At 61.9% G+C, this 24,497-nt stretch carries 10 protein-coding genes, 1 tRNA gene and 1 riboswitch; of the genes, 6 read left to right on the forward strand and 5 right to left on the reverse strand.

Annotation, left to right across the window (positions count from 1 at the left end):
• Positions 1 to 55 precede the first annotated feature (55 nt).
• Both KOM00_RS00945 and KOM00_RS00950 read left to right on the forward strand, forming a co-directional pair.
• Positions 56 to 2,677, forward strand: a complete 2,622-nt coding sequence (locus tag KOM00_RS00945) for a DUF7933 domain-containing protein (RefSeq protein ID WP_216496959.1) — start codon at positions 56 to 58, stop codon at positions 2,675 to 2,677.
• Between the two features lie 143 nt (positions 2,678 to 2,820).
• Positions 2,821 to 2,897 (forward strand) — tRNA-Pro (locus KOM00_RS00950).
• Positions 2,898 to 3,063: 166 nt separating this feature from the next.
• Here KOM00_RS00950 and KOM00_RS00955 read toward each other — a convergent pair.
• Entirely contained in the window at positions 3,064 to 4,737 is a 1,674-nt protein-coding gene (locus KOM00_RS00955; RefSeq protein WP_216496960.1) for a methyl-accepting chemotaxis protein, read from the reverse strand.
• A 536-nt stretch (positions 4,738 to 5,273) separates the two neighbouring features.
• Here KOM00_RS00955 and KOM00_RS00960 point away from each other — a divergent pair.
• A complete protein-coding gene (locus KOM00_RS00960) occupies positions 5,274 to 9,074 on the forward strand; it encodes a chemotaxis protein CheB (protein WP_216496961.1) in 3,801 nt (1,266 codons plus the stop codon).
• 152 nt (positions 9,075 to 9,226) lie between these two features.
• Here KOM00_RS00960 and KOM00_RS00965 read toward each other — a convergent pair whose 3' ends face one another.
• From KOM00_RS00965 to KOM00_RS00975, 3 genes are all read right to left on the reverse strand, one after another.
• Positions 9,227 to 11,482 carry a nitric-oxide reductase large subunit gene (locus KOM00_RS00965; protein WP_216496962.1) on the reverse strand — a complete coding sequence of 752 codons (2,256 nt, stop codon included), beginning with the start codon at positions 11,480 to 11,482 and terminating at the stop codon, positions 9,227 to 9,229.
• A 353-nt stretch (positions 11,483 to 11,835) separates the two neighbouring features.
• The gene (locus KOM00_RS00970) at positions 11,836 to 13,305 is read right to left on the reverse strand and encodes a metallophosphoesterase (RefSeq protein ID WP_216496963.1); all 1,470 of its coding nucleotides are present in this window, start codon (positions 13,303 to 13,305) and stop codon (positions 11,836 to 11,838) included.
• A gap of 78 nt (positions 13,306 to 13,383) precedes the next feature.
• The gene (locus tag KOM00_RS00975) at positions 13,384 to 16,308 is read right to left on the reverse strand and encodes a beta-propeller fold lactonase family protein (protein WP_216496964.1); all 2,925 of its coding nucleotides are present in this window, start codon (positions 16,306 to 16,308) and stop codon (positions 13,384 to 13,386) included.
• Between the two features lie 197 nt (positions 16,309 to 16,505).
• Here KOM00_RS00975 and KOM00_RS00980 point away from each other — a divergent pair, with 197 nt between their 5' ends.
• The 3 genes from KOM00_RS00980 to tsaA all read left to right on the forward strand — a co-directional run bounded on the left by KOM00_RS00980 (position 16,506) and on the right by tsaA (position 24,130).
• Positions 16,506 to 19,427: a DUF4175 domain-containing protein gene (locus tag KOM00_RS00980; RefSeq protein WP_216496965.1), complete on the forward strand. Its 2,922-nt coding sequence runs from the start codon at positions 16,506 to 16,508 to the stop codon at positions 19,425 to 19,427.
• A 542-nt stretch (positions 19,428 to 19,969) separates the two neighbouring features.
• Positions 19,970 to 20,046, forward strand: a riboswitch (cyclic di-GMP riboswitch).
• A gap of 153 nt (positions 20,047 to 20,199) precedes the next feature.
• Positions 20,200 to 23,169 (forward strand): IPT/TIG domain-containing protein, encoded by a 2,970-nt coding sequence (locus KOM00_RS20805; protein WP_216496966.1) that lies wholly within the window; start codon positions 20,200 to 20,202, stop codon positions 23,167 to 23,169.
• A gap of 442 nt (positions 23,170 to 23,611) precedes the next feature.
• Entirely contained in the window at positions 23,612 to 24,130 is a 519-nt protein-coding gene (gene tsaA, locus KOM00_RS00990) for a tRNA (N6-threonylcarbamoyladenosine(37)-N6)-methyltransferase TrmO (RefSeq protein WP_216496967.1), read from the forward strand.
• Here tsaA and KOM00_RS00995 read toward each other — a convergent pair.
• Complete coding sequence (locus KOM00_RS00995) at positions 24,097 to 24,462, reverse strand: TSCPD domain-containing protein (RefSeq protein WP_216496968.1); 366 nt, start codon at positions 24,460 to 24,462, stop codon at positions 24,097 to 24,099. The two genes, tsaA and KOM00_RS00995, sit on opposite strands and share 34 nt — an antisense overlap.
• Positions 24,463 to 24,497 lie beyond the last annotated feature (35 nt).

The raw sequence follows: 24,497 nt of genomic DNA on the forward strand, positions 1-24,497 counted from the left end.
AAGAGACAGTGGACCGAAGGCCGTAGGAATTGCAGCAACGGCCTCAGGAGACGTGATGCATAAAGTCGACAACCCAAAGACAGTCACAAAGGGTAACGGAAGGCGCCGGCACTGGCACTTTCCGGGTATCGTAGCGGGAGCGCTCCTTGCGCTTCTGGGGACTTCCTCTGCCTCCCTTGCGCTCACCACCAGCGCCTGGAAAGACCAGACCTGCGTCGGCTACCGCACCGGCGGCCTCAACTGCACGGCCGGGGAGTTCACCATAGCGCCGGTGTTCACGGCCCAGGCCGATACCCCCCCCTTCTGCATCGCGGGGGGCGCCTTCAGCTTCAAGGTAGAACTCGGGCTCTCAGGCACCAATACGGACCGCTACGACGTCGGCTTCTTCGTCGGACAGCAGGGGAACGACCCGCGCGACACGACCCCCGGCAACATCTGCTCCGTCGCGGCCTTCCCGACCAGCCCTAGCCCGTGGCTCAACCTGGACGGAGACGGCTGCGGCGACTTCAAAGGCGGGGCGAACTTCACCACCACCGTCGACGAGATCAAGGTCCTCTGCACCGGCGACAACTCCGGCGCCCTCAAAATTCCCTACGTCGTCACCTACTGGCAGAACCCCGGCAACGCCTGCACCGGCCCCGGCGACGTCAGTAACGGCTCCCCCTCCAAGTGCAACGCCGGCGTCGCCACCGTCGCCGGGAACGTCAGCGTCTTCACCGGTGCCTTCGTCGACGTCACCAAGCAGACCCTCCCGGACGGGAGCACCCAGCCCTTCAGCTTCACCGCGACCGGGCCGGCGGGGTCGAAGGTGGTCGTCCTGACCGGCGCCACCCTTACCGCGACCTCGGCCTCCGGCGGCACCTACTCGCCGTCGACCATCGCGGCGGCCGGCAACAGCGTCAGCTTCACCTTAAAGGACAACGAGACCGCCCGCGTCTTCATCAACGCGCTCGCCACGGACCAGACACTTACCATCACCGAGGGCGCGGCGGGAGGCGACTGGGACAACACCGCTGCCATCGCCTGCGCCCCGGTAACCGGCTCCCCCACGTTCACGACCACCCCGGCCGCCCGCAGCCTGAGCGCCGCGCTGAACACGACCAACTCGGCCGGGGCCTGCACCATCACCAACACGAAGCGCCCCCGGGTGACCCTGGTGAAGAACGTGGCCGCCAGGATTAACGCCGGCGATCAATTCACCGTCAGCGCGAGCGGTGGCGGCACCCTGACCGGAACCACCACGGTCAGCACCTCGGGAACGCAAACTTCCGCCAGCACCGTCTTCAACAGTTCACCCGGGATCGCTCTTACTCTCAACGACACGAAAGCGGCAGGGAGCACTGCCGCCACCAGATACGCGGGCAGCCTCACCTGCAGCAACGCCTACACCGGCAGCGGCGCCACCCCGGCGGCTGCCCTCCCGAACCAGCTCTTCACCTCCAGCTACTCGTTGACGCCGGTAGCCGGAGACGAACTGACCTGCACCTTCACCAACACCCCGCGCCCGGCCCTCTCCAAGAGCTACACAAGCGGCAGCATCGCGCTGGGCGGAAGCAGTACCCTGAACTTCAACATCGTGAACGAGCCGACCACCAAGCCTGCGCAGAGAAACCTCGCCTTCACCGACACCTTCCCCGCCGGGCTCACCGTCACCGGCGTGGCCCCCCTCACCGGCACCGGTTGCAGCGGCACCCCCTCCTTCACCACGTCGGCGGTGTCGTTGTCTGCCGGGGCTATGACAGCGGGCACCGCCAACTGCAATTTCAGCGCGACGGTGCGCGGCGATGCCGCCGCCTCGTACCTGAACAACGCCTCCAGGTTCAGCGGCGAGGGGGGGGGGCTCGATACCAGCAGCGCAAGCGCTACCCTCAACGTCTTCACGCCCCCAACGGTTGCGAAATCCTTCGGAGCCGCCACCGTAGCCATGGGAGCACCGGTGAGCCTGTCGCTCATCCTCACCAACCCCGCCGCCAACGCGGCGCCATTGACCGGAGTGAGCGTAACCGACACCTTCCCCGCGGGAATGGTGCTGCGCAACACCGGTTTCAGCTTTACTCCGGCCGGTTGCGGCAGCGTGACCAACAGCTCGGGAGCGGCATCCGCTGCCGGGGACAACGGCGTGCGCTTCTCCTCTTCCTCCATCGCTCCCGGCGCAAGCTGCCAGGTCACCCTGAACGTGGCCAGTTCCGGCTACGGCACCCTGACCAACACCACAACCGCTCCGCTGGCCGCCGGTCCGGTCAGCCTTGCCGGCAGCAGCGCCAGCGCCGACCTCAACGTCGCGGCCATGCCCCTCATCTCCATCCTCAAATCGGCCAACCGTTCCAGCGCCGACCCGGGGCAGGACGTGCTTTACACCATCGAAGTTGCCAACACCGGCGGAGGCGCCGGAAGCAACGTCGTCCTCACCGACGACCTGAGTCCCTACGTCTCCTTCTACCTGGGCGGCGGCACACCCTTCACCTTCACGGACGGCGCGCCCGCTTCCGGCGTCTCCTTGGGGGTTCCCCAATACTCCAGTGACAAGGGGGCCACCTGGGGCTATGCGCCCGCGCCCGGTGCCGGCGGAGCGCCCGCAGGTTACGACGGCAACATCACCACCTGGCGCATCCCCATGTCCGGCACTATCAGGGCCGGCGGGAATTTCAGGCTCGATTACAAGGTGAGGGTGAAATAGTTTTTTTGTGATTTCAACCGATTGACGGGGGAGGAGACAACGGAAAACGGATTTTTTGAAGAAGAAAGATTCTTATTGCTTGACAATCGGCGATAAATGCTGATATATCTCTCCTCCTGATTGACCCGTCAGAGTTTCAGAACCGGAATGTAGCGCAGCCTGGTAGCGCACCTGCTTCGGGAGCAGGGGGTCGGAGGTTCGAATCCTCTCATTCCGACCATTAATTGAAAAAGGCCCTTGGCATCCGCCAAGGGCCTTTTTACGTTGACGCTCCGCCCCCTCCGGTCCGCGAAGGATTCTCCTTGCGATTGTTGGAGAGTTTTTCCTGCCGCCCGTGTGCACTATGGTTGGGGGCTACAGCGCAGCAGTGGTCATCAGGCCTTACGTCAGTAGGCCTCGAAGCTATGATCGAACTGATCTTCTTTGATGTCTAGGTTCACCCCATGTTCGCTGGTGCGCGACGATACAGTAGGCTTACGCACAACATGGGCAATGGGAATCCCCTTGGATGGCTTCGCCTGTCCCAGGGCGGTGGGGCGAGGGGCAGTGCGGCCTCCATCGATCTTGAAGAAGCTGATACTCGACTGCAACACCTCGGCCTGCGAGCTTAGTTCCTCCGCGGTTGAAGCCATTTCCTCGCTGGCAGAAGCGTTCTGCTGGATGACCTGGTCGAGTTGCTGTATCGCCTTGTTTATCTGCTCTGCTCCGACCCCCTGCTCCCGACTGGCAGCACTGATCTCCTGGACCAGTTCGGCTGTCTTCAGGATGTCCGGCACCATCTGTACGAGCATCGCTCCAGCCTTCTCCGCAACATCGACGCTATTAGCTGAGAGTTCCGAGATCTCCACCGCAGCCTTGTGGCTCCGTTCGGCAAGCTTGCGGACCTCCGCTGCGACCACTGAGAATCCCTTACCGTGCTCGCCGGCACGAGCCGCCTCGATGGCTGCGTTCAGTGCCAGCAGGTTGGTCTGTCGAGCTATCTCTTCAATAACGTTGATCTTGCCGGTGATATCCCGCATGGCCCGGACGGTCTGCTCCACTGCCTTCCCGCTCTCCTTCGCGTTCTCGGCACTACGCGCCGCAATCTTCTCGGTCTGGGACGCATTGTCGGCATTGTGACTGATGTTTGAGCTCATCTGCTCCATGCTGCTGGAGACCTCTTCGGCTGCAGCAGCCTGCTCGCTCGCCCCCTGACTCATCTCAGTCGCACTCGAAGAGAGTTCCACACTTCCCGCGGCGACATTGCTTGAGGCGCTCTGCACTGATGCTACGACCTCCTTCAGGCCGCCAACCATTTCGTTCAGCGCTTGGGCCAATTGCCCGACCTCGTCCTTGCAGCCTACTTCGAGGGTCTTGGTCAGATCTCCCTTGGAGACGGCGTGAGCAAAATCCACTCCTTTGCGCAACGGGGCGGTGATCATCCGGGAAATGAAGAATCCTAGAAGGAGTGCGAGGACCATTCCCCCCGCCGCGGCTCCGATCATGAAAGAGGTCGCTTCGCTGGCTACCTTCTCATTCTTTTCGGCGGTCAGCTTGGCTTGGCTTACCTTAGAGTCCACCAACCGATCCAGCACCTCCTGGTAGTGTATGGCGGACTTCTTCCCGCCCCCCTGGAGGATGCTCCGCGCCTCGGCATCACGGTCAATCTTGGCAAGTTCCATGACCTTTTCTATGTACTGCCCGTATTCCACCCGGACCTGCTTGTAGTCTTCCAAGAGCTTGCGCCCCTCTTCGGTCAGGATGGTCTTCTCGACGGCGGCGACCTTCTCCCCGATACCGGTGCGCAGCCCCTTGATGGTCCCTAGAATCTTCTCCTTCTCTGCATGGTCGTTGGTCTCTACCAGGTCGCGCAGATTGATCCTGACTCGCTGGAAAGCAACTGCGATGGCACTTATCTCCTCCAAGGGAATCGTGACTTTTTCGTACATGAGCGTGTCGGCTGCCTTGATCGTATGGATCTTAGCTGTTCCGATCCATCCGACCCCGCCAGCAATCAAAGCAAGCGCCACGAAGCTTCCCATCAGCTTTTTTCCGATCCCCAGATTCAAGAACCAATTCATGCTCACCTCCACGCTCGGTAGTATATGCCCCCTACATGCCACCGATCTACGTAGCGACCAAGGAGACTCAAGATGATTTAACTATCGGGTCCCTGCACAAGAACTTAAGCAACTATCGTTAACCTCAACGATGACTGCCAACACGTTCACGTAGCTGTGGAGTCAGGCCTGGCATCGATGGTGTCGGGGTGGATCGAGGAACTGACCAGCGCGTAAGTTCACCCCCTCCGGGCCGCGCGAGGCTCTCTTTGCTGTGGCTTCTACCCGTCTGTGTGTGAAGTCGACTGTGCCAGTGCCAGTAATGGATATTGAACAAGACCGAATCTGTCCGATAGTTGTCATTGACATTTCATTGAGCGAAGGATTTAATGTGAAGTACAGGGAAGTATTGACTTTTTGTCCAGAACCAAAGAAGGAGACACTCTCAAGGCACACGGCCCAATCAGTCACTTTCACCTACTTGATCAATATAGGAGGGTATCTCTTCTTTAGCCCCCCGGGGCTTTGCGTGATTTATAGTAGAGGAGGGTTTGGCCATGAAAAAATCCACCAATGGCACCGCCGTTGCGTCCAAATCTAAACCGTCTTTCGTCGTTGGCCTCGGGGCATCGGCCGGCGGACTCGCTGCCCTGGAAAAATTTTTCGACGCCATGCCGCCTAACTCGGGCATGGCCTTCGTAGTCATACAGCACCTCTCTCCCGACTTCAAAAGCCTGATGGACGACCTGCTGGCCCGACACACCAAGATGTCCATCCACCGCGTGACCAACGGCATCACCCTGCGCAGCAACTCCATCTACCTGATCCCTTCCAAGACCCACATGACCGTCGCGAAGGGAAAGCTTTACCTGACGGAGCTTTTGCCGGCGCAACACTCCGAACTTCCCATCGACGTCTTCCTGCGCTCGCTGGCTGAGGACTCCGGTCCGCAGGCCATCGCGGTGATCCTGTCGGGCACCGGCACCGACGGCTCGCGCGGAGTGCGTGACATCCACGACGCCGGGGGACTTGTCCTGGTGCAGACCGTGGACTCGGCGCAGTTCGACGGCATGCCGCGCAGCGCCATCGCCACCGGCTTCTGCGACCTCATGCTCGACCCGGACGAGATGCCTGCCGCGATCGTGCGCTACGCCCGCACACCTGCCGCGGAGCGCCGGCAGGCCTTGTACGGCTACCTGGCCGACGACCAGTACAACGGCGAGTACCAGCAGATCTTCGCGCTGTTGAGAAGCCAGTACAACATCGACTTCTCCAAGTACAAACCGCCAACCATAACGCGCCGTATCCAGAGACGGATGGAGTTCTGCCATGTCGGGGAATCGACCGCCTATGCGGCGCTGCTCGCCCGGGACCCCGAGGAGCTGGACGCACTGTACCGCGACCTGCTGATAGGGGTGACCGAGTTTTTCCGCGATCCGAAGGCGTTCAAGGTGCTGGAAGACATCGTCATCCCGGAAATACTGCGTGACCGCAAGGACCACGACGAGGTGAGGATCTGGTCAGCCGGGTGCGCCACCGGAGAGGAGGCCTACACGCTGGCCATCCTTTGCACCCAGAAAGCCCAGGAACTCGGCTTCACCGGAAAGATCACCATCTTTGCCACGGATGCGCACCGCAAATCCATCGAGTTCGCCTCCCACGGGAAGTACGAGGCGCAGCGCCTGAGAAACATGTCGAAGGAACGCCTGCTCCACTTCTGCCACCAGGAGGGGACCCACTACCACATGAGCCCGGCGCTGCGCAAGATGATCGTCTTTGCCACCCACAACCTGATCAGCGATCCCCCATTCACCAGAATGGACCTGATCTGCTGCCGCAACCTGCTCATCTACCTCGACCAGCCGACCCAGGACAAGGTGCTGGCACTGTTCAGCTTCGCGCTGCGCAGCAAGGGTTTTTTGTTCCTCGGCAGCAGCGAGGGACTCGGCAAGCGTGCCGCCGACTTCGAGACGCTGGACAGCCCGTCCAAGATGTTCCGCAAGACCCGCGATCTCAAGTTCGCCAGCGACATCGACATCAAGAACGTACCGGCGCGCTCCGTCCTTCCAGCCCTGCAGCGCACGGAACGCCCCTCGGTCAGCATGGACCGCCAGCTGTTGTACGACTACGATCTCCTGCTCGGCCAGTACATGCCTTCAGGCGTGCTGGTCAACGAGAAGCGCCAGATCCTGCACCACTTCGGGGACGCCTCGTCGCTCCTGAAACTCCCGACGGGGCGCTACGAAAACGACATCCTCACCCTGGTGGACGACGCCCTCAAGATACCCCTGAGCACCGCCTTCCATCGCGCCGAAAAGGCCAACACCGACATCAGCATGAAACAGATCGTGGTGCGGGACGGCGAGAAGCAGAGACGCTTCGACCTGCTGGTGCGCCCCATTCAGGACCGAAAGGCCCACCTGACTCACTTTTTCATATCCTTTACCCCCTCGAAAGCGCATCCCCGGGCCGCCCAGGAAGGGGACCAGCCACCCCCGACCGCGGAGCTTGCTTCGGAGCACGTCAAACAGCGCATGATCGAGCTCGAGGGGGAACTGCAGGCCGTGAAGGAGAGCCTCAGCACCACCATCGAAGAGTTGCAGACCTCCAACGAGGAGCTCCAGGCAACCAACGAGGAGCTTCTGGCCAGCAACGAGGAACTGCAGAGCACCAACGAGGAGCTCCACTCGGTAAACGAGGAACTCTACACGGTGAACTCGGAATTCGAGCTGAAGAACAAGGAGCTGCTGCAGCTCAACCGGGACCACGACAACCTGCTCTCCAGCATCGAAGTCGGGCTCGTCTTCCTCGACCACAACCTGCGCATCCGCAGGTACAACTCATCACTGGAGCGGATCTTCAAGCTGCTCCCCCAGGACATCGGCCGCCCCATCGACCACATCGCGTACCATCTCACCCACCGGCAATCGATGCTGGAGGATGCCAAGACCGTGCTGAGAACCGGGGAGCACATCGAGAAGGAGGACTGCAGCGGCGACGGGCAATGGTTCCTGAACCGGATCTTTCCGTTTCGGACCGAATCCGGGTCGGTGGACGGGGTGGTGCTCACCTTCACCGACATCACCGACCTGAAGCGCGCGGAGCAAAAGGCGAACCTCTCGAACCGCGAGCTGGAGCGCAAGGTGGACGAGCGCACCCAGGAGCTGCGGCTGGCCAAGGAGGCGGCAGACAAGGCGAACGTAGCGAAGAGCCTCTTTCTCGCCAACATGAGCCACGAGATCCGCACGCCGATCAACGGCATCCTCGGTGTGGTGCAGCTCCTTGAGATGACCTCGCTTTCGGCCGAACAGCGGGATTTCCTGAAAACGATGCAGCAGGCGACGGGGAACCTCCTCGCCATCATCGACGACATCCTCGACTTCTCCAAGATCGAGGCGGGCAAAATCGGCATCATAAAGGAACGGTTCCTGCTGGGCGAGGTCATGGACGAGACGCTGCGCGTGCACACGCCGCGACTTCTGGCGAAGGGGCTGAAACTTGACTGCACGCCGCTGGACGCGCTGCAGTTGGGACTGATAGGCGATCCGCTGCGCCTGAAACAGGTGCTCTCCAACCTGCTGTCCAACGCCATCAAGTTCACGGATCAGGGGGTGATCTCGCTGCAGGTGGAGACCTCCCCCGCAGGTCCCGGACAGTTGCGGCTCCACTTCATCATCGCCGACACCGGGATCGGGCTCGATCCCTCGATGGCGCAGCACCTGTTCGAGCCGTTCACCCAGGCGGACGACTCCATCACCCGCAAGTTCGGCGGCACCGGCCTCGGGCTCGCCATCTGCAAGCAGCTGGTGGAACTTATGGGAGGGACCATCTGGCTGGCCAGCAAGCCGGAGCGGGGTGCGGTATTCCACTTCACCGTGGTCTGCCAGGTCGCCGAGAGCGCAAGTTCGGGGGCGGCCGAGCAAAAAGGCAGGGATGCGGCGTCCCCTCACCGTGACAACGCCCTCAAGATCCTGCTGGCAGAGGACGACGCGGTGAGCCGGGAGCTTTTGACGCAGATGCTCAAACGGTCGGGGCACCGTACCACGGTGGTGGCCAACGGGCGGCAGGCCCTCTCCCGCGTGGCCGAGGAAGAGTTCGACGTCATCCTGATGGACATCTCCATGCCCGACATAGACGGGCTCAGCGCCACGCAGGCCATCCGGCAGCTGCCGCAAGACAACCCCAACCGCGAAGTCCCGGTCTTCGCCCTCACCGCTCACGTCATGGGTGAAGCCCAGGAGCGCTTCCTGGCGGGCGGGGTGACCCAGGTGATTACCAAGCCGGTGGACTTCAAGGCGTTGAGGGAAGTACTGGAGCAGTACAGCACGGAGCCGGAATCCGAATCGGCCGGGGCCTAACAAGGGCGCAGCGCCGGCTCCGGCGCTGAAGCACGAAGCGCTCACTGCCGCGATTCATGACAAAAGGCCCTTGGGATGGCACCAAGGGCCTTTTTCGATGCAGGATTTCTCCCGGTTTCTATCCGCCGGCAAAGCGGGGGGCAGCGTCGGACCTAGAGAACACGCGGATGGTTCCGGTTCAGGAACATGCGCACGGCAAGGTACACCACCGGGAGGATCCCTACGATGAAGAGGATGTCACCCGGCAGACGCAGCCACTCGAAGAAGCGCACCGCAGGGTCGGCGAAGAATTCCGGCTGCCGCCCCTGCCAGTAAGAGGTGGCAAGGATCTTCCTCAACTGGAGCAGCCCCACCGGAAAGAGGTTTAAAAAAAGCATGCAGGCGAGCCCCAGGTTGGTGCACCAGAAAGCGATGGCCATGGCGCGGTTGCTGGCACGGTCCAGGGGGACGAAGTAGCGCGTCACGAACATGAAAAAGCCCAGGGAGAGCATGCCGTACACTCCCATCATGGCACCGTGACCGTGGTTGGCGGTCCACTGGGTGCCGATCTCGTAGTAGCTCACGATGGGGAGGTTGATCAGGAAGCCGAACACCCCCGCTCCCAGAAAGTTCCAGAACCCGACCGCTATCAGGAACATCACCGCCCACTTGTGCGGGAACACCTCGGCGGCGGTGCTGAGCATGGAGCTGCCGGCCGGGGCCCCGAGGCCCATGAACTTCCACGCCTCGTAGGTGAGTAGCAGCAGGGGGATCACTTCCAGGGCGGAGAAGCACGCACCGAACGCCATGTGCACCTCAGGCTGACCGCTGAAGTAGAGATGGTGCATGGTTCCAAGCACCCCGCCTATGGAGTAGAGGATGATGTCCAGGTAGATGATGGTGGTGGCGACCCGCATGCGCACCACCCCAAGGAGCATGAAGACGTAGGCCACCATGATGGTGGTGAAGAGCTCCAGGAAGTCCTCAACCCACAGGTGTACCACCCAGAAGCGCCAGAACTCCACCTGATTGAAGTGGGCCGTCTTGCCGTAGAGCATCCCCGCGGCATAGAAGAGGGGGATGGAAACGGCGCTGTAGATGAAGAGCCACGGCATGTTTCCCGGATGCTCCCCCCGGAGCCTTTCCCTCATTCCGCGTACCAGGATGACCAGCCATATCAGCATCCCCACCGTCAGCAGTATCTGCCACAGCCGCCCCAGATCGAGGTATTCCCACCCCTGCGACCCGACATAGAACCATGGCCCGGCGGTGGAAAGCATCCCCTTGAGGCTCATGGCCTCCCCCGTGAGGCTCCCCACCACCACTACCACCAGCGCTCCCAGAAGGATCAGCGCCAGCTTCTCCTGATGCGGCGGCTCCTTTCCCGCGATCATGGGGGTGAGGAAGATCCCCATGGCGAGAAAGCTTGAGGCGACGAAGAAGAGCGCGAGCTGGACGTGCCACATGCGGGAGAGGTTGTACGGCAGAACGTCCCCCAAAGAGAAGCCGTAAAATCCGGCGGGCTCCACGTGGTAGTGGGCGTTCACCCCTCCCAGCAGCCCCTGCAGGAGGAAGAGGCCCGCCACGACCACGAAGTACCAGGCCACCGTGCGTTGCGAGGGGGTGAGCCGCACCTTTTCCGGCGCCTCCATCTTCGCCGAGTATTCATCCGCCGCATGCCAGCCGAGGAACTCGTAGCGGCCGAACACGAAAAGGATGGCGCCGGTACCGCACAGCAGGGCTATCAGGCTCAACACGCTCCACATCACTATCCCGGGGGTGGGGCGGTTGCCCGCCAGCTCATCGGGCGGCCAGTTGTTGGTGTAGGAGTGGTCGGTGCCGGGACGCCGGGCGGTGCTTGCCCAGGCAGCCCAGGAGAAATAGGCGGTGAGCTTTCTGATCTCCTCGGGGTCGCCCAGGTAAGGCCGCTGCAACCCCTGCTGTGACTGCGGCGGCCCGAACCAGCCGCGGTAGTAGTCGATGAGCTCCGTGTGTGCACGCGCCCGCTCAGGGGAAAAGGTGAGCACCCCCCCGTCCTCGGCGTAACTGTTTTCTCTCAGCTCGGCACGCACCTTGGCTGCCGCGTCTGCGGCCGAAAGCCCCTGCCCCGAGTAGTACCCGGCTTCCTTCTCGCCGCTTAAGTGCAGGTACTGTGCGGTAAAATCCGGGCCGAGATACGCGCCGTGGCCGAAAATGGTGCCGTACTGCATGAGCCCCAGCTTCTGGAAGATGTACTGACCGCCGATGATGTCGTCGCCGGTGTACAGCAGCGTGCCGTTCGTCGCCCTCACCTCCCGCGGAACCGGGGGACCCTCATTGGCGTTGCGGTAGGCGAGATAGCCCAGCACCGTGAATCCGAACAGGAACGTGACCACGGCGGTCACCAACCATCGGGGTGAGAGAACCAAGTTTCTTTCGGGTACGTTCATGGAAACCTCCATTACCGGTTATCATCGTGAAAAAGGCCGGGCATCCCCGGTGCTCCTCCCTCGGCTCTACCGCGGTTGGGGTAGTGAACGCGAACTGTCGAAATTGTTTCCAGTAAAAGAATGTACCGGCCCATTTCCGAGTGTCAAACAGGCATAGTCGCCAGCTTGGCAGCGATTTTTGTCATTCCCGCTCTGGGCCCTGCCGCGCAGGTCGTTTGCTTTGCACTAAAAGGGCTCTTTCCTTCCGCCGGCAAACGAAAAGGCCCTTGGCAAATGCCAAGGGCCTTTTCATTCCCTGCTTCACTCCACGCGAAGCTCCCTGCTTCGCCTCTTTCTGACCCGTTCAGATTATCTCAATAAGCATTTACGCTTGCGACGAGCTCGTCTTCATCCATATTCCCGATGCCGCTCCAGTAGATGGGCCAGTTGGTACCGGTAATGGTGTTGACGAAGGTATCGCTGACCGAAACCGGCGTATTGTGGCCGGAATAGTAGTACCCCCGGTAGAGCGCCTGGTCTGCGGTGTTGGTCACCAGCGCCGGAGTAAGCCGGGCCAGGGAGGCATCCAGGTTGCCAGTCAGGGAATAGGCCGCCGAGAAGGTGTAATAACGGGAGAAGCTTAAAGGAACAGCGGCAAGGACGTAGTTGAATGAGCTGTAGTCAACGGGCTTTAGGGTACGGCCGGAAATGGTGAAAACCTTGAAAGCCGGGTTGTTGCCGAAATATGGAGCTATGGCAGGCGTTATTTCGACCGTGCCGGAAGAAGGGAGGATACGGTATTCATCCATATGGGTATGTCCGGCAAGGGTAAGAGAAACCACTGCGGGGTAATTGTCCAGTATCTTCAGAAACCTTGTCTGGTACCCTGCCACCCACATCATGGTGGCGCTGGAAATATGGCCATTGGCATCCACGTGGGCAGGCTGCGCGGTGGTGCCGAGATCCGCGCCGGGGGGGGCGTGCATCAAAAGCCATACCTTTTTGCCGGCGACCGTTGCGGCGGCAAGCCTTGAGTCCAGCCAGTCCAGTTGCGCGGCTACGGCGGCGTCATTGGCGCCGGGAACCGGCGCTACCAGCGGAGAAAAAATTATGGTGTTCATCCCTATCACCACTAGGTTCGTTCCTGGAGGTTCCACCGAGTAATATCCGCCGCTCGTGAAGGTTTTCAGGAATTCCTGATGCTCGCCCATGCCGTTTAGCAGCGCCGTGTAGTACAGTTCCGCCGTATTGGAGAGGAAGGTACTGTCCGGGCCGTATCCGGTGTAGGAATCGCCGTTGCCGAGGGCGAAGAAGACCGGGAGCTTTCCGACAGCCTTCCTCACCTTGTCCATGAAAAAGGCAACCGCCTTGTCCGTGAAGGCCTGCATGGCCGCGGTATCCGCGGCATCCCGGGGGGTAGTGGTGCCGTTTAGGTGGTAGTAAAAGATCTGTGGCAGACCATGCCCGAGGATATCCCCGGTGAAAATCACGAACGGGCTTGCGCCGAGATCCGCCTTTATGCTCTCCAGCGCAAGCTCGAGCAAGGGGTAATTGGAATCCTTGCCCCACGCCGAAGGGGAGGTGATGCCCGATGTCTTGAAAACCCCGTCCCATTGGCTCGCATCGGCTGCTATCAGCGCCTGGAAAAGCGTTCCGTCGTACAAGGGGTTGAAATGGACGTCGGAGAATACCACCACCGGGAAATCGTCGGCCGCTGAGCTCCCGCACCCCGTGTTCAACGCACCCAGGTAGAGGCACGCGACGGTTCCCGCCGAACATTTCATGAAGTCACGCCTGCTCATACCGGAGACCGGCTTGTCGCCCCGCACCTCTTTTTTGCCCACGAAATCCCCCCTCTCCGTTTTATGCGAACCGGCCCGGCCACATCTGCGTCCGGCGCCGGTTCGCCCCCCTCCTCGCGACTAATTCATCGCCAGTTTGTAACGGGACAGCAGTTCCCTGCGGTTTCGGCGCAGGTCCTTTCCGTTAGGGGCCGCGGGATAGGGCTTTTCGCCCATCAACCCCTTCCACAGGATGCGGTTGTAACGTGCGAAATCGAACTTGTCCTCGGAGGAGAAATCCATTCCCCTGGTGGCCTTCGCCCAGTACTGCGCGTCGTGGGTAGGCTTCGGCGCCTGCGCCTTTTTGCCCAGGGGGGCGAGCCCGGCAAACGGCGGCAAGGTCGTCCCGTAGAGGATCGCTGCCGGCTTGGCGGTGAAGCTCCAGGGCGCCGGGGTCGTGGTGAAGCAATCGGTCATCGGCCGGGCCAGGGCGTCGTTCAGGTTCATCGGCGTAAGCCCCAGGACTTCCTCGATGGTACGCAGGAAGTTCACCGTGTTGTAGTGGGAGGAGACGAGCGCTCCCTGCTTCACGTACGCCCCCGCCACGAACGCGATGCTGCGGTGGGAATCGACATGGTCGCCGCCGTCCTGGGAATCGTCCTCGATGATGAAGACCAGCGTGTTGTCCTTGTACTTGGGGCTCTTGGAGAGCTTTTCCAGGAGCAGGCCGACCGCGTAGTCGTTATCGGCCTGCTGTATTTCCGGTGTGTTCACCCCGTCGATCGCGGTGGCGAAGTTGCCGGTGTGGTCGTGCATGAGGCGGACCAGGCTGAGCGCCGGAAGGGTGCCGGAAGTCTCGTAGGCATCGAACTCCCGCTCCCATTCCTTGAACCGGTAATAATCGGGAAACGAGTTGTCGAAGCCGCGGTAATAGATGTCGGTGCAGGGGGCAAGCGCGGCGCTGGAGGGGTAGGCGACCTGGGTGGCAACGGCGGCCGGATCCTTCAAAAGAGGTATGCCGCCTGCAGCCAGGGGGATGTTGTAGCGGGTCGTGTCCAGGAAAAAGCCGTAGTTTCTGACCGTAAGACCCCGGCGCAGGGCCGCGTCCCAAAGATACCCCTTGTTCACCTCGTTGCCCGGGCCATCCGGCGCTGCCACGTCGGTCTGTCCGGGCAGGAGGTCGTCGTCGTCCGGGGTGAGGGGGTTGGCCGCCTTGCGTTCGGCGAGGGTCCCGTAGGCGACGTTCACGCTGCGGTTGGTCCCTTCAGTGTCCAGACTGAGCCCGCGCCCCGCATAGGCGACCGCATACTGGCGCTCCACCACATCCGGGGCGCGCCCGGACGTGGTCCAGGCCCAGCCGTCGTTGCTCACCTCGGCAGTGTCGTAGAAGTTGTCCAGGGTGACGAATGTCCGCGCTGCGGCGTGCTGGTTCGGGGTGTAGCGCTCCCCGAACTCCGCGAGCGCCGGATCCCCGTTGCCCACTGCCAGGTCTCCCAGGATCTGATCGTAGGTCCGGTTTTCCTTGATGATGAAGATGACATGCTTCACGTTGGCCTGGAGAACGCTCATGACCTCCCTGTCCCTGGCACCGTCGGCATAGGAGAAGCGGTTGTTGGAGATGACCTGCCCCGTCAGTGTCTGCAGTTGTGCTGCAGCGGGAAGCGGGAGGCTCTGGAGCCCGGCCTTGGTCAGCTGGGGGTTGTAGTGGTTGGTCTGAAAGCCGTTCGGACGCGAAGGAGGTCCGTAACTGTAGCGGAAATCCGCATTCGGACCGGTTGCCGATTTCCCGTTGACCACGTACAACCAGCTCCCGTCCGCACTGACGCTGACCGAGTTGGGATACCAGCCGGTGGGAATGAGCCCGGCGACCTCACCGCTTGTGCGGGTGTCGCTCAATTCCACCACCGCGACGCTGTTCAGGTTCCCGTTGGTGACCAGCAGGCGCCTTTCATCGGGCGAGATGGTGACGCTGTTTGGGTTTGCGCCCCTGAGTCCCGTGAGCGAAGCAGGGAGTACCGACGCCGGCGCGATGACGGGGATGGTGCCGACGACCGCGTTGTCGCCGGTGCGTATGACGTCGACCGAATCCGACTGGTCTTCGACCACGTAAAGGAGCGACTGGTCTTTGTTCAACGCCATCTTGTTCGGCTGCCCCACGACCTTTATCCTTGCCGTCACGGCCGGGGAGCCGTTCAGCTTGACGACGACGATCTCTCGGTCGCGAACGCTCGACACGTAGGCTGTCGCGGTCCCGTCGGCCTCGGTACCCTTAACGGCCACCCAGAACGGGTACTCACCGCCGGGCACCCCCGCGGCGCCGCCGCTTTTGCCGGGACGCAGATCCAATTCCGCTGCAGGCGCCCAGTTGTTGAGGCCTCCCCTGAAGATGGAAATGGAGTCGTTGTAGTAGTTAGCCACCACGAGCGTCTTGCCGTCGCTGGAAATGGCCAGACCGGCCGCGCACGGCTTCACGCCGATCTGGAGGTTTATGGAGCCATTCCCGAAATTGGCACTCCAGGGAAGACCGTTGCCGCTGCTGTTGTGCCCCAGGGCGAGCGGTGCCACGACCTCGCCCCAGGTTCCGTCGGCGATCCGGGTGAAAACATGGACGTTGTCACTCACCCCGCCGCTCACGTAGAAGGCCTTGCCGGACGGGTCGAAGACAATCCCGTTGTAGCTGTTGGGGACCTGCACCACCTGCTTTTTTACCGGCGTCCCGGAGGAGATGTCGTAGATGAACACGTATTCGTTGGAGTCCGGGGTGTACCAGGGATAGGGAGCAGTGGGGGTGGAGGTATAGACGCGATTGTATCCGCTGGTCAGCACCAGCAGGGTCTTGTTGTCCGGGCTCGTCACCGACGTGACCGCTTGCCCTGCCAGCCACTCCGGCTTGTCGAGCAGCCCCGGGTTCAACGTTTCGAACCGGGCCCCCTGAGGGGCAAGCGGCGTTATGTACTGGTTCATGTTCGGCAGGAACTGAGCCGTGTCGGCACCGCCACCGTTACAGCCGGAGAGAAAAACGAGCACTGCAATAAAAGCCAGGGTAAGCCGCTTGCCGGGCCTCATAAAACCTCCTATCAACTGTTTTTTCTGCCTATCGGCCAATACCTCTTTTTTATTTAATTATTTTCTCCTTCTCCCAAGGCTTCGGGTCGCTCCGCGCCAGCGCCGCCTGCGATAATCCCCTGACACCTTTGTTGCGCCTGCCGACGGCGAGGGTAAAATTAGCCTGTTTTAATTTGATGCCATAAGGGAGGGCGATCATGAACTGGGAGACACATGCCCGGCAGGCAGAAGTGAAGCTGCGAGCTTCCCGCATCCCCGGGTCCGAGGAGATCATTTCTCTCATCAAGCGGGTCAACCCAACGTCTCTTCCACTTTCCGACTCGGATAGGGAACGGGGTTACCGGTTGAAGAGCGAGTTGCAGAACCTGCTCCTGGAGAACTACGGCGAGAGCTTCCGGCTCGACCGGCATCCCTACAGCGACAACATCCTCCTCATCAGACACAGGTCGATTCCGACCGTCGACGCCTGCCATACCCACATCAGATCGCTGTCCGCCAAGGCGCTCGACGCACTTGACGATCCCCCGCCCGTTCCGGTACCTGCAGCCACGGCGAAGCCAGCAGCGAAAAAACGGCTGAGCCAGGCGGAACCGGGTGCTCCTGCCGGGGAGGCGCTCAACACCGCCCAGCAACTGCTCGCCGAGTACGACTTCCCCGGCGCGGAGGAGCGCCTCACGGGGATCCGGATCAGGGACCGGAAAGAGTTGACATACCTGATCAAGGGGGTGCGCATCCTTGTCGAAGAAATGGGTGCCTACGAAAGCGCCGCGGCTACCATCCTCTCCCAGCCTGCGGAGTTCCAGGGCGAGAGACGGGTGCGTGAACTCCTCGCGCTGTCCTGCTACGGCAGGGACATGATCCCGGAGGCCAGGGCGCTTCTGGACACGCTCCGCCCCGACGAGCTGGGCAAGAGCGCCCTTTTGGCCTACGCCGACATCTCTTTCCGGGACGGCAACCTCTCCGCCGCGATGGCTCTTTTGCAGCTTTCGGAGGCGAAAGAGGGGATCCTGCCGGCGGAAACGGAGCTCAGGAAGAAAATCGAGGCGTGCATGCGGGCGGAGGCGGAGAAACTGATGCGGCGGGCTGAGGGCGCGTTCGCGGCGGGCGAATTGGAACAGGTGGAATCGCTGGCCCGGCAGGCTCTTGCACATTCCCCACGCTACCAGGAGGCCCGCCAACTGCTCAGGAAGGTGGATGCGATCAAGACCGCCGGGGAAATCGGAGCCCTGTGGTCGCAGTACGAGGCGATGGCGGCGCCTGAACAAAGGCTCGACTTGCTTGGAAAGCTGCTGGAACTCGACACGAACAACGAGGAGCGCATCAAAGGCCTCATTGCTACAGAGAAGGCTCTGGTCAGGCGGAGGACGGCAGATGACCGCCTGCAGGAACTCGCCACCCTCGCGGCCCGGGAGGACTGGTCGCGATGCTTCGACATCCTCCATTGGCTGACTCGCCAGGACGACGCTGAGAGGTTCGATGTCGCCTTCGACATTGCCCCAAGTTTCTCCGTGCTCTACCGTAACCGCAGGCTGTTCAAGCTCCCCGCGCCCGAAGCCAAGAAGATATGGCTTGACCTTGTGGCGGTCAAGGCGCGGCTTTTGGACGGGAACCAGGATGGTTGCCTTGAGCGCTTCGAACAGATCAAGCGCTACTTTGATAGCTACCCGTATTTCAGCGAGGAGTACGATCGCCTGGTAACTTGCGAGTCGGAGGCTGCCAGGAACGAGGCGGATAAACTGATGAAGGAGCTCTATTTTGAAGCCTCGTCGTTGATGGAGGCAAGGGTGCTCGCCGCCCGGCTGCGCAGGACGATAACGAAGCTGCCACCCGATGAAGTCGCCCGCTTCCGGTCCATGATCGACCTGGCGGTTTCGTATCACATCCCTAAAAACAGCGAGGAAGATAATCTCGATGATTACCGGACGTTGCTCTTGATCGGCAATGCCGCCAAGGCCGCCTCCCTGCGGGAGTCCATCAGCGATCGCGACCGGGTCGCCTCGATCGACCGTGAGACTGCCGAGTATTTCGCCATCTCCGTGGAACCCATTGCCGTGACCGTCTCGCCGGACGCCCCCTTAGACTTGACAAGCGAACCGGGGTCGCCACTGACCCAGATCGGCGAATCTCCCCGACATGTGCTCTTCAGGGAGGACGAGGAAACCATCATCGTCGTGGACCTCGCCAGGCCAGGAGCAGCGAGGTACAGGTCCCCTCACTTCAAAAACCTGGGCTACCTCGACTCCCTTCCCGACAGGGACATCTTCCTGTTCGCCAACACCGTTACCTGCAACAACGTGTGGCGGGCAAAGCTGTCGGAAGCGGAGGCATGTTTCTGCGCCGAAATAGAGGTCAACCGGAACTACACCTACGAGGGGCGTGCTTCCTTCATCGGGATGTTCATGTCCAGCAGCAAGGACAACGATTACTACGCGTGCATCGAGGAGAGTGACGGGGTAAGGGTGGTGAAACAGAGCCTCGATGTGCATAGCAGCACGGTGAGAAGCTTTCACCTCAAAGGCGAGGTGAGCGGTATCAGCAGGGCTTCGTACCACCCCGACACGCTCCTGATATGCACCGACAGCGGCACCTTCCTCCTCAACAGCAACCTTGACCTTCCCCACGGCTCGAGCCCGCTGGCCCGCACTTTCCCGATGCGGCTGTTCGCCCTCCACATCGAGAAGCTGAACGTGTACATCTCAGACAATGTCGTCAAGGTCCTCAACTCGAAGCTGAGGATCATAAAGCAGTATCCGAACTCCTCCGCGGGAACGTTCGTCTCCTCGCCAGGCGTCATGGCTTTATGCACCGAGACCGATACGGCCCTCATCAGTCTCGCAACCGGCAAGGGGACCTTTTACGACCTCAACAGCAACAAGTTCAGCCAGACAATCCCCCTGGGGCGGCTACTGTGGACGAATACGCCGACCAGGTGGCACTGCTTCGATTACGACAAGGGCTCCTCCACCCTGGTCGTCAAGGACATCACCCACGAACTCGCCACCCTTTTGGAGTGGCGGGTGATCTGCACGCCGGATCAGGACGGTGACACTCAGCTTGCGAACATCAGGCAGTTTGAGGACCCCGCCTTTTTCAACCTCCCTGCCAAGGCACCGGCATAAGCCGGCGATGCCGCCGAACCGCGCCTGGCCCCGGCAGCGGGTCGGCGCCCGGATTGAAAGCGCGCCGGCAACGTCACGTCGTTTTGACGACCTGCACTACGAGGTGAGGGGAATACCGTGCAGCTCTCTTAGCTCATGAGGGAGAGTGCCGTCTGCGAGCCCTGTAAGCTCCCGAAATGCTTGCCTGCCGCCACGAGAAAAACCTGACCGCCTGGAGCGACTCCCGCCAAACGTTTCGGTTTTATAACAAAATTCTATAATAATTATAATTCCAAATATCAACATATGCATAAAAAAATTATTTACTCGCCCCATCGCAACATGCTACCTTTTCGTCACTTTTTTCCAGACAGAATCGTGCATGCTGCTGTCACAGGCACTACGTGACACTGTGCATAAAACTCAGCGTTATGGCACAACGAGCAGCAGCATACAGGCGAATACCGCGTTTTACAAAACCGGCACAGTCTGCATCTGCCTGAAAGGCCACGCCTGCACGAGTCATCCGGCACGACCGGCGTCGCGACAGCGTAAAATACGATAGACGATAATACTAAACCATCCGCGAGGATGGGGCGGAAAGCCTACAGGGTCTCACAGAGACAGCCGGGTTGCCGAAATATCTCACGATATCGAAGCAACCCGGCTTTTTTTGTGCGCACATCCGGAGTTGTTCACGGTAAGCGAGCCGAACTCGCTCGCCCAAGGCACTCCCGGAGGGTTTTACCCCCGGGGAAGGACAACCAGAAGCTTTTCGCAAGAAGGAGGTTTTATGAAACAAACCCGCCTGGTACTCGTCGTCGTACTCTGTTGCCTCACCCTTTCCGGGCTGCTGTCGCAAGCATTCGGGGCAAGCGCCGCCATTCTCGGCTGGAACAACCTGGGCATGCACTGCATGGACAGCGACTACTCCGTCTTTTCCATACTCCCCCCCTACAACACCATCGAGGCGCAGCTCCTCGTGGGGGGCAAGCTCATGCAGAGCGGTTCGGGCTACACGGTGAGCTACGAGGCAGTCGCCGATCCCGACGGATCCATCAACTCCACGTCCATCGGCAAGGGGAACTGGGGGCAGTTCGCCAACGCCCTCTACGGCCTGCCGGCTTCCGCGAGCGCCGACAACGGGCTGGCCGGCTGGAGCATGCCGGGCCTGGCCAACGTCCCGCAGCGGATGAGGTTCGAGACCTACAACGCCCCGGCTTCCGGCGTCTCGACGCCGGTCAACTGGTTCCGCGCCGAAGGGATCCCGATCACCCCGATCGACGACAAGGGGAACAAGAACTCGTACCCGCTCATGCGCCTTGTGGCCCGGGACGCGGGCAACACGGTGATCGCGAAGAGCGACATCGTCCTGCCGGTATCCGACGAGATGGACTGCAGCGTCTGCCACAGCTCCGGGACCATGGCGGCGGCGCAACCCGCTTCCGGCTGGGTCTTCGCCCCGACCAAGGATCGCGATTACCGCCTGAACATCATCCGCCTGCACGACGAGCAGCAGTTCGGCCAAAACGGTGCACTGTACCGGGACGCACTCGCCGCCAAGGGACTGGACGCCGGAGGGCTCTACGCAACCGTAGCCGCTGGAAGACCGATCCTCTGCGCGGCCTGTCATGCCTCCGAGGCACTCGGCACTGCCAGTTTCACCAGTAGCAACGGTTCGGTGCCGCCGCTCACCTCTTCCATGCACACCAAGCACGCCGCCGTGAAAGACCCGGTCCTGAACGTCACCCTGGACGATGCCACAAACCGTAACGCCTGTTACCGCTGCCACCCCGGCTCGGCCACGCGCTGCCTGCGCGGCGCCATGGGCAGCGCCATAGCCACCGACGGCTCCATGGCGATGCAGTGCCAGAGCTGCCACGGCAGCATGTCCCAGGTAGGTTCCAGCTCCAGGGTCGGCTGGTTCATGGAGCCGAACTGCCAGAACTGTCACACCGGCACCGCGGTGAAGAACAGCGGGCAGATACGCTATACCAGCGTGTTCGACAGCACCGGCGGACCGCGTATCCCCGCCGACCCGACCTTCGCCACCACGCCCGACACCCCGGCACCGGGGCTGTCCCTGTACCGCTTCTCGGTCGGCCACGGCGGCCTGCAGTGCTCGGCATGTCACGGCTCCACCCACGCCGAGTTCCCCTCCTCGCACCGAAACGACAACATCAGGAACGTCCAGCTCCAGGGGCACGGCGGGGTGACGGTCGAATGCACCGCGTGCCATGCCAGCACGCCCACCACCGCCAACGGCGGCCCCCACGGGATGCACCCGGTCGGCCAGAGCTGGGTCAGCGGTCACCATGACCTGATCAGTTCCGTGGGCGTTGCCTCGTGCAAGGCCTGCCACGGCACCGATTACCGGGGCACCGTCCTCTCCAGGATGCAGGCAGACCGCACCATGAGTCTGGGCGACTTCGGCACCCAGTCCTTTTTCCGCGGGGCGACCATTGGGTGCTACACCTGCCACCAGGGGCCGTCCAACTCCGGGTTCAACAGTGCAGCCGCCCCCACCGTCGGCAACGTGACCGGCGCCGGAGTGGCCGGAGCTTCGGTAGTCATGACCATACCGGTTACCGGGGTGAACGCCGTCCTGCGCATCGTGAGCCAACCCGCCAACGGCACCGTAGGTCTTGTCAACGGCGTCGCCACCTACTACCCCGGTGAAGGGTTCACCGGGACCGACACGTTCACCTTCGCAGCCTACGACGGCGCCAAGAACTCCAACCTCGGCACCGGCACGGTAACCATCGCCCCCGGCGCCCCCGTCATAACCCAGAATCCCGCCAGCGTCACGGTGGCGGCAGGCAGTGCAGCCAGCTTCACCGTCGCGGCATCCGGCAGCGCTCCCCTGAGTTACCAGTGGTTCAAGAACGGCAGCGCCGTCGCCGGAGCAACGACACCGGTTCTCTCCATTCCCGCCGCCGGCTCCGTCGACGCCGGTTCCTACTATGCCGTGGTGAGCAACTATGCGGGCTCCGCCACCAGCAGCGCCGCCGTCCTCACCGTGACCTACCCGGCACCTGCCATCACCGGCTTCACCCCCGCCTCCGGGAGCGCCGGGAGCACGGTCACCGTGAACGGCACCAACTTCGTCGGGGTCAACTCGGTGAAGTTCAACGGCACGAGCGCCAGCTTCACCCAGGTCTCCGCGACCCAGCTCAGCGCCACCGTCCCGCAAGGCGCCACCACCGGCCCGGTCAGCGTCACCACGGCCAACGGTACGGCCACGAGCTCGACCTCCTTCACCGTTTTGGTCTCCCCGACCATCACCGGGTTCACTCCGGGCTACGGCGGCGTCGGGACTGCCGTCACCGTCACCGGCTCCAACTTCACCGGCGTGACCGCCGTCAAATTCAACGGCGTGAGCGCCCCCTTCACCGTCACTTCGGGCACGACCCTGGTCACCGGCGTCCCCGCCGGGGCCACCAGCGGCAAGCTCACCGTCACCGCAACCGGCGGCACCGCGACCAGCAGCTCGAGCTTCTCCGTCTCCGGCAAGAGCGTCGCTCCCAGGATCAAGAGCTTCTCCCCCAGTTCCGGCAAGGTTGGCAGCACCATCACCGTGACCGGCACCAACCTGGGCGGCATGACGTCCGCGAGGATCGGCGGGGTCGGTGCGCCGTTCGCCGTGGTTTCCGCCGGGAAGGTGCTGCTGACGGTGCCGACCGGAGCCAAGAGCGGCAGGATCTCCGTGACCACCGCAGGGGGGACCGGCACCTCCAGTTCCAACTTCACGGTTCTGCCGTAACGCTGCAACCGGCTTCCGGCACCACGTTCGCCACGCAGGAAGAGCCCTCGGCAACAGCCGAGGGCTCTTCTTTTTCTTTCATTACTTCGCCGGCGGTGGTGTTCTGCCCCCCCCGCACGCATCAGAACCTGAACAACGGTTCCGGGCCAACTGTGCAGAGGCTGAATACCGCACAGAAACAGATTATCAACTCCGTAGCCGCACCCTCCCCGGTTACACCTTGACGTCTTCCTTTCCGGCAGGCCGGACCGGGGTGGGCACCGTCCTTGACAAGAGGAACGATTTTCATTAGGGTACCGTCGCAGGCAACCGTGGGCCGAGGTTGCCGGGCCGGACCTCCCAACACCTCCATTCCGTTGCAACAGAAAAAGCCCTCAGGCCAACGCCGAGGGCTTTCGTTTTCGCTCCGGCTCCACTAGAACCAAAGGAAGTGTCAGGCTGCATGATTCAAGAGCAAAGCTTTACCTACCGCCCCATCGGCCTCTTGCGATCCCCCTATTCCCGCCGCATCGAGGCGCCGCACCAGGGCACCGTGATAGCCGGCACCGAAACCGGCGACTTCGCCACTGCCACCCTGGAACTCCGGGACTGGCTGGAGGAAAAGGCGATCCAGGACCTGGGGGGCTTCCAGAGACTTTGGCTGATTTTCGCCTTCCACCGCAGCGAAGGGTGGAAAAGCAACGTGAAGCCACCCCGCGGGGGGCCCAAACGCGGCGTCCTGGCAACAAGATCGCCGCACCGCCCCAACTCCATCGGGCTGTCGGCCGTGGAACTGGTGAGGGTGGAAGGGAAAACGCTGCACCTGCGCGGGGTGGACCTGCTGGACGGTACGCCCATTCTGGACATCAAACCGTACGTCCCGTATGCCGACGCCTTCCCCGATTCCAAGGCGGGTTGGATAGACGAGATGGATGCCAAGGTGGGCCGCTATTTCGCACCGGGTCCCCGCAAGCCCCGGTGACCGGCGGCTGCGGCATCGGGGGACTCCACGACCTCGCGCAGGGCCTCGGAGACCGCATTCATGCAGGTGTCCTTCCCGTAGTAGCAGCCAATCCCCCCCAGGGCCTTCACCGCCTCCCGGGGGTCCAGGCCCGACCTCAGGCCATAGGAGAGTATCCTGGTCAGGCCGTCGAAGACGGCAGCCCCACAGTGGCCTGCCTTGCCGAACCGGACGAAGATCTCGAAGGGCTTTCCCCTGGGATCCGTGGTGACGGTGACGTAGATCCTGCCGCAGTGGGTCTCTTTCTGGAAGGTGATACTCGGAACGGAACCGGGACGCGCCTTCTTCTTCATAGCTGAACCTCCCTCCCCCTCTCAACACCGGTCAA

The sequence above is a fragment of the Geomonas diazotrophica genome, assembly GCF_018919385.1.
GTDB lineage: Bacteria > Desulfobacterota > Desulfuromonadia > Geobacterales > Geobacteraceae > Geomonas > Geomonas diazotrophica.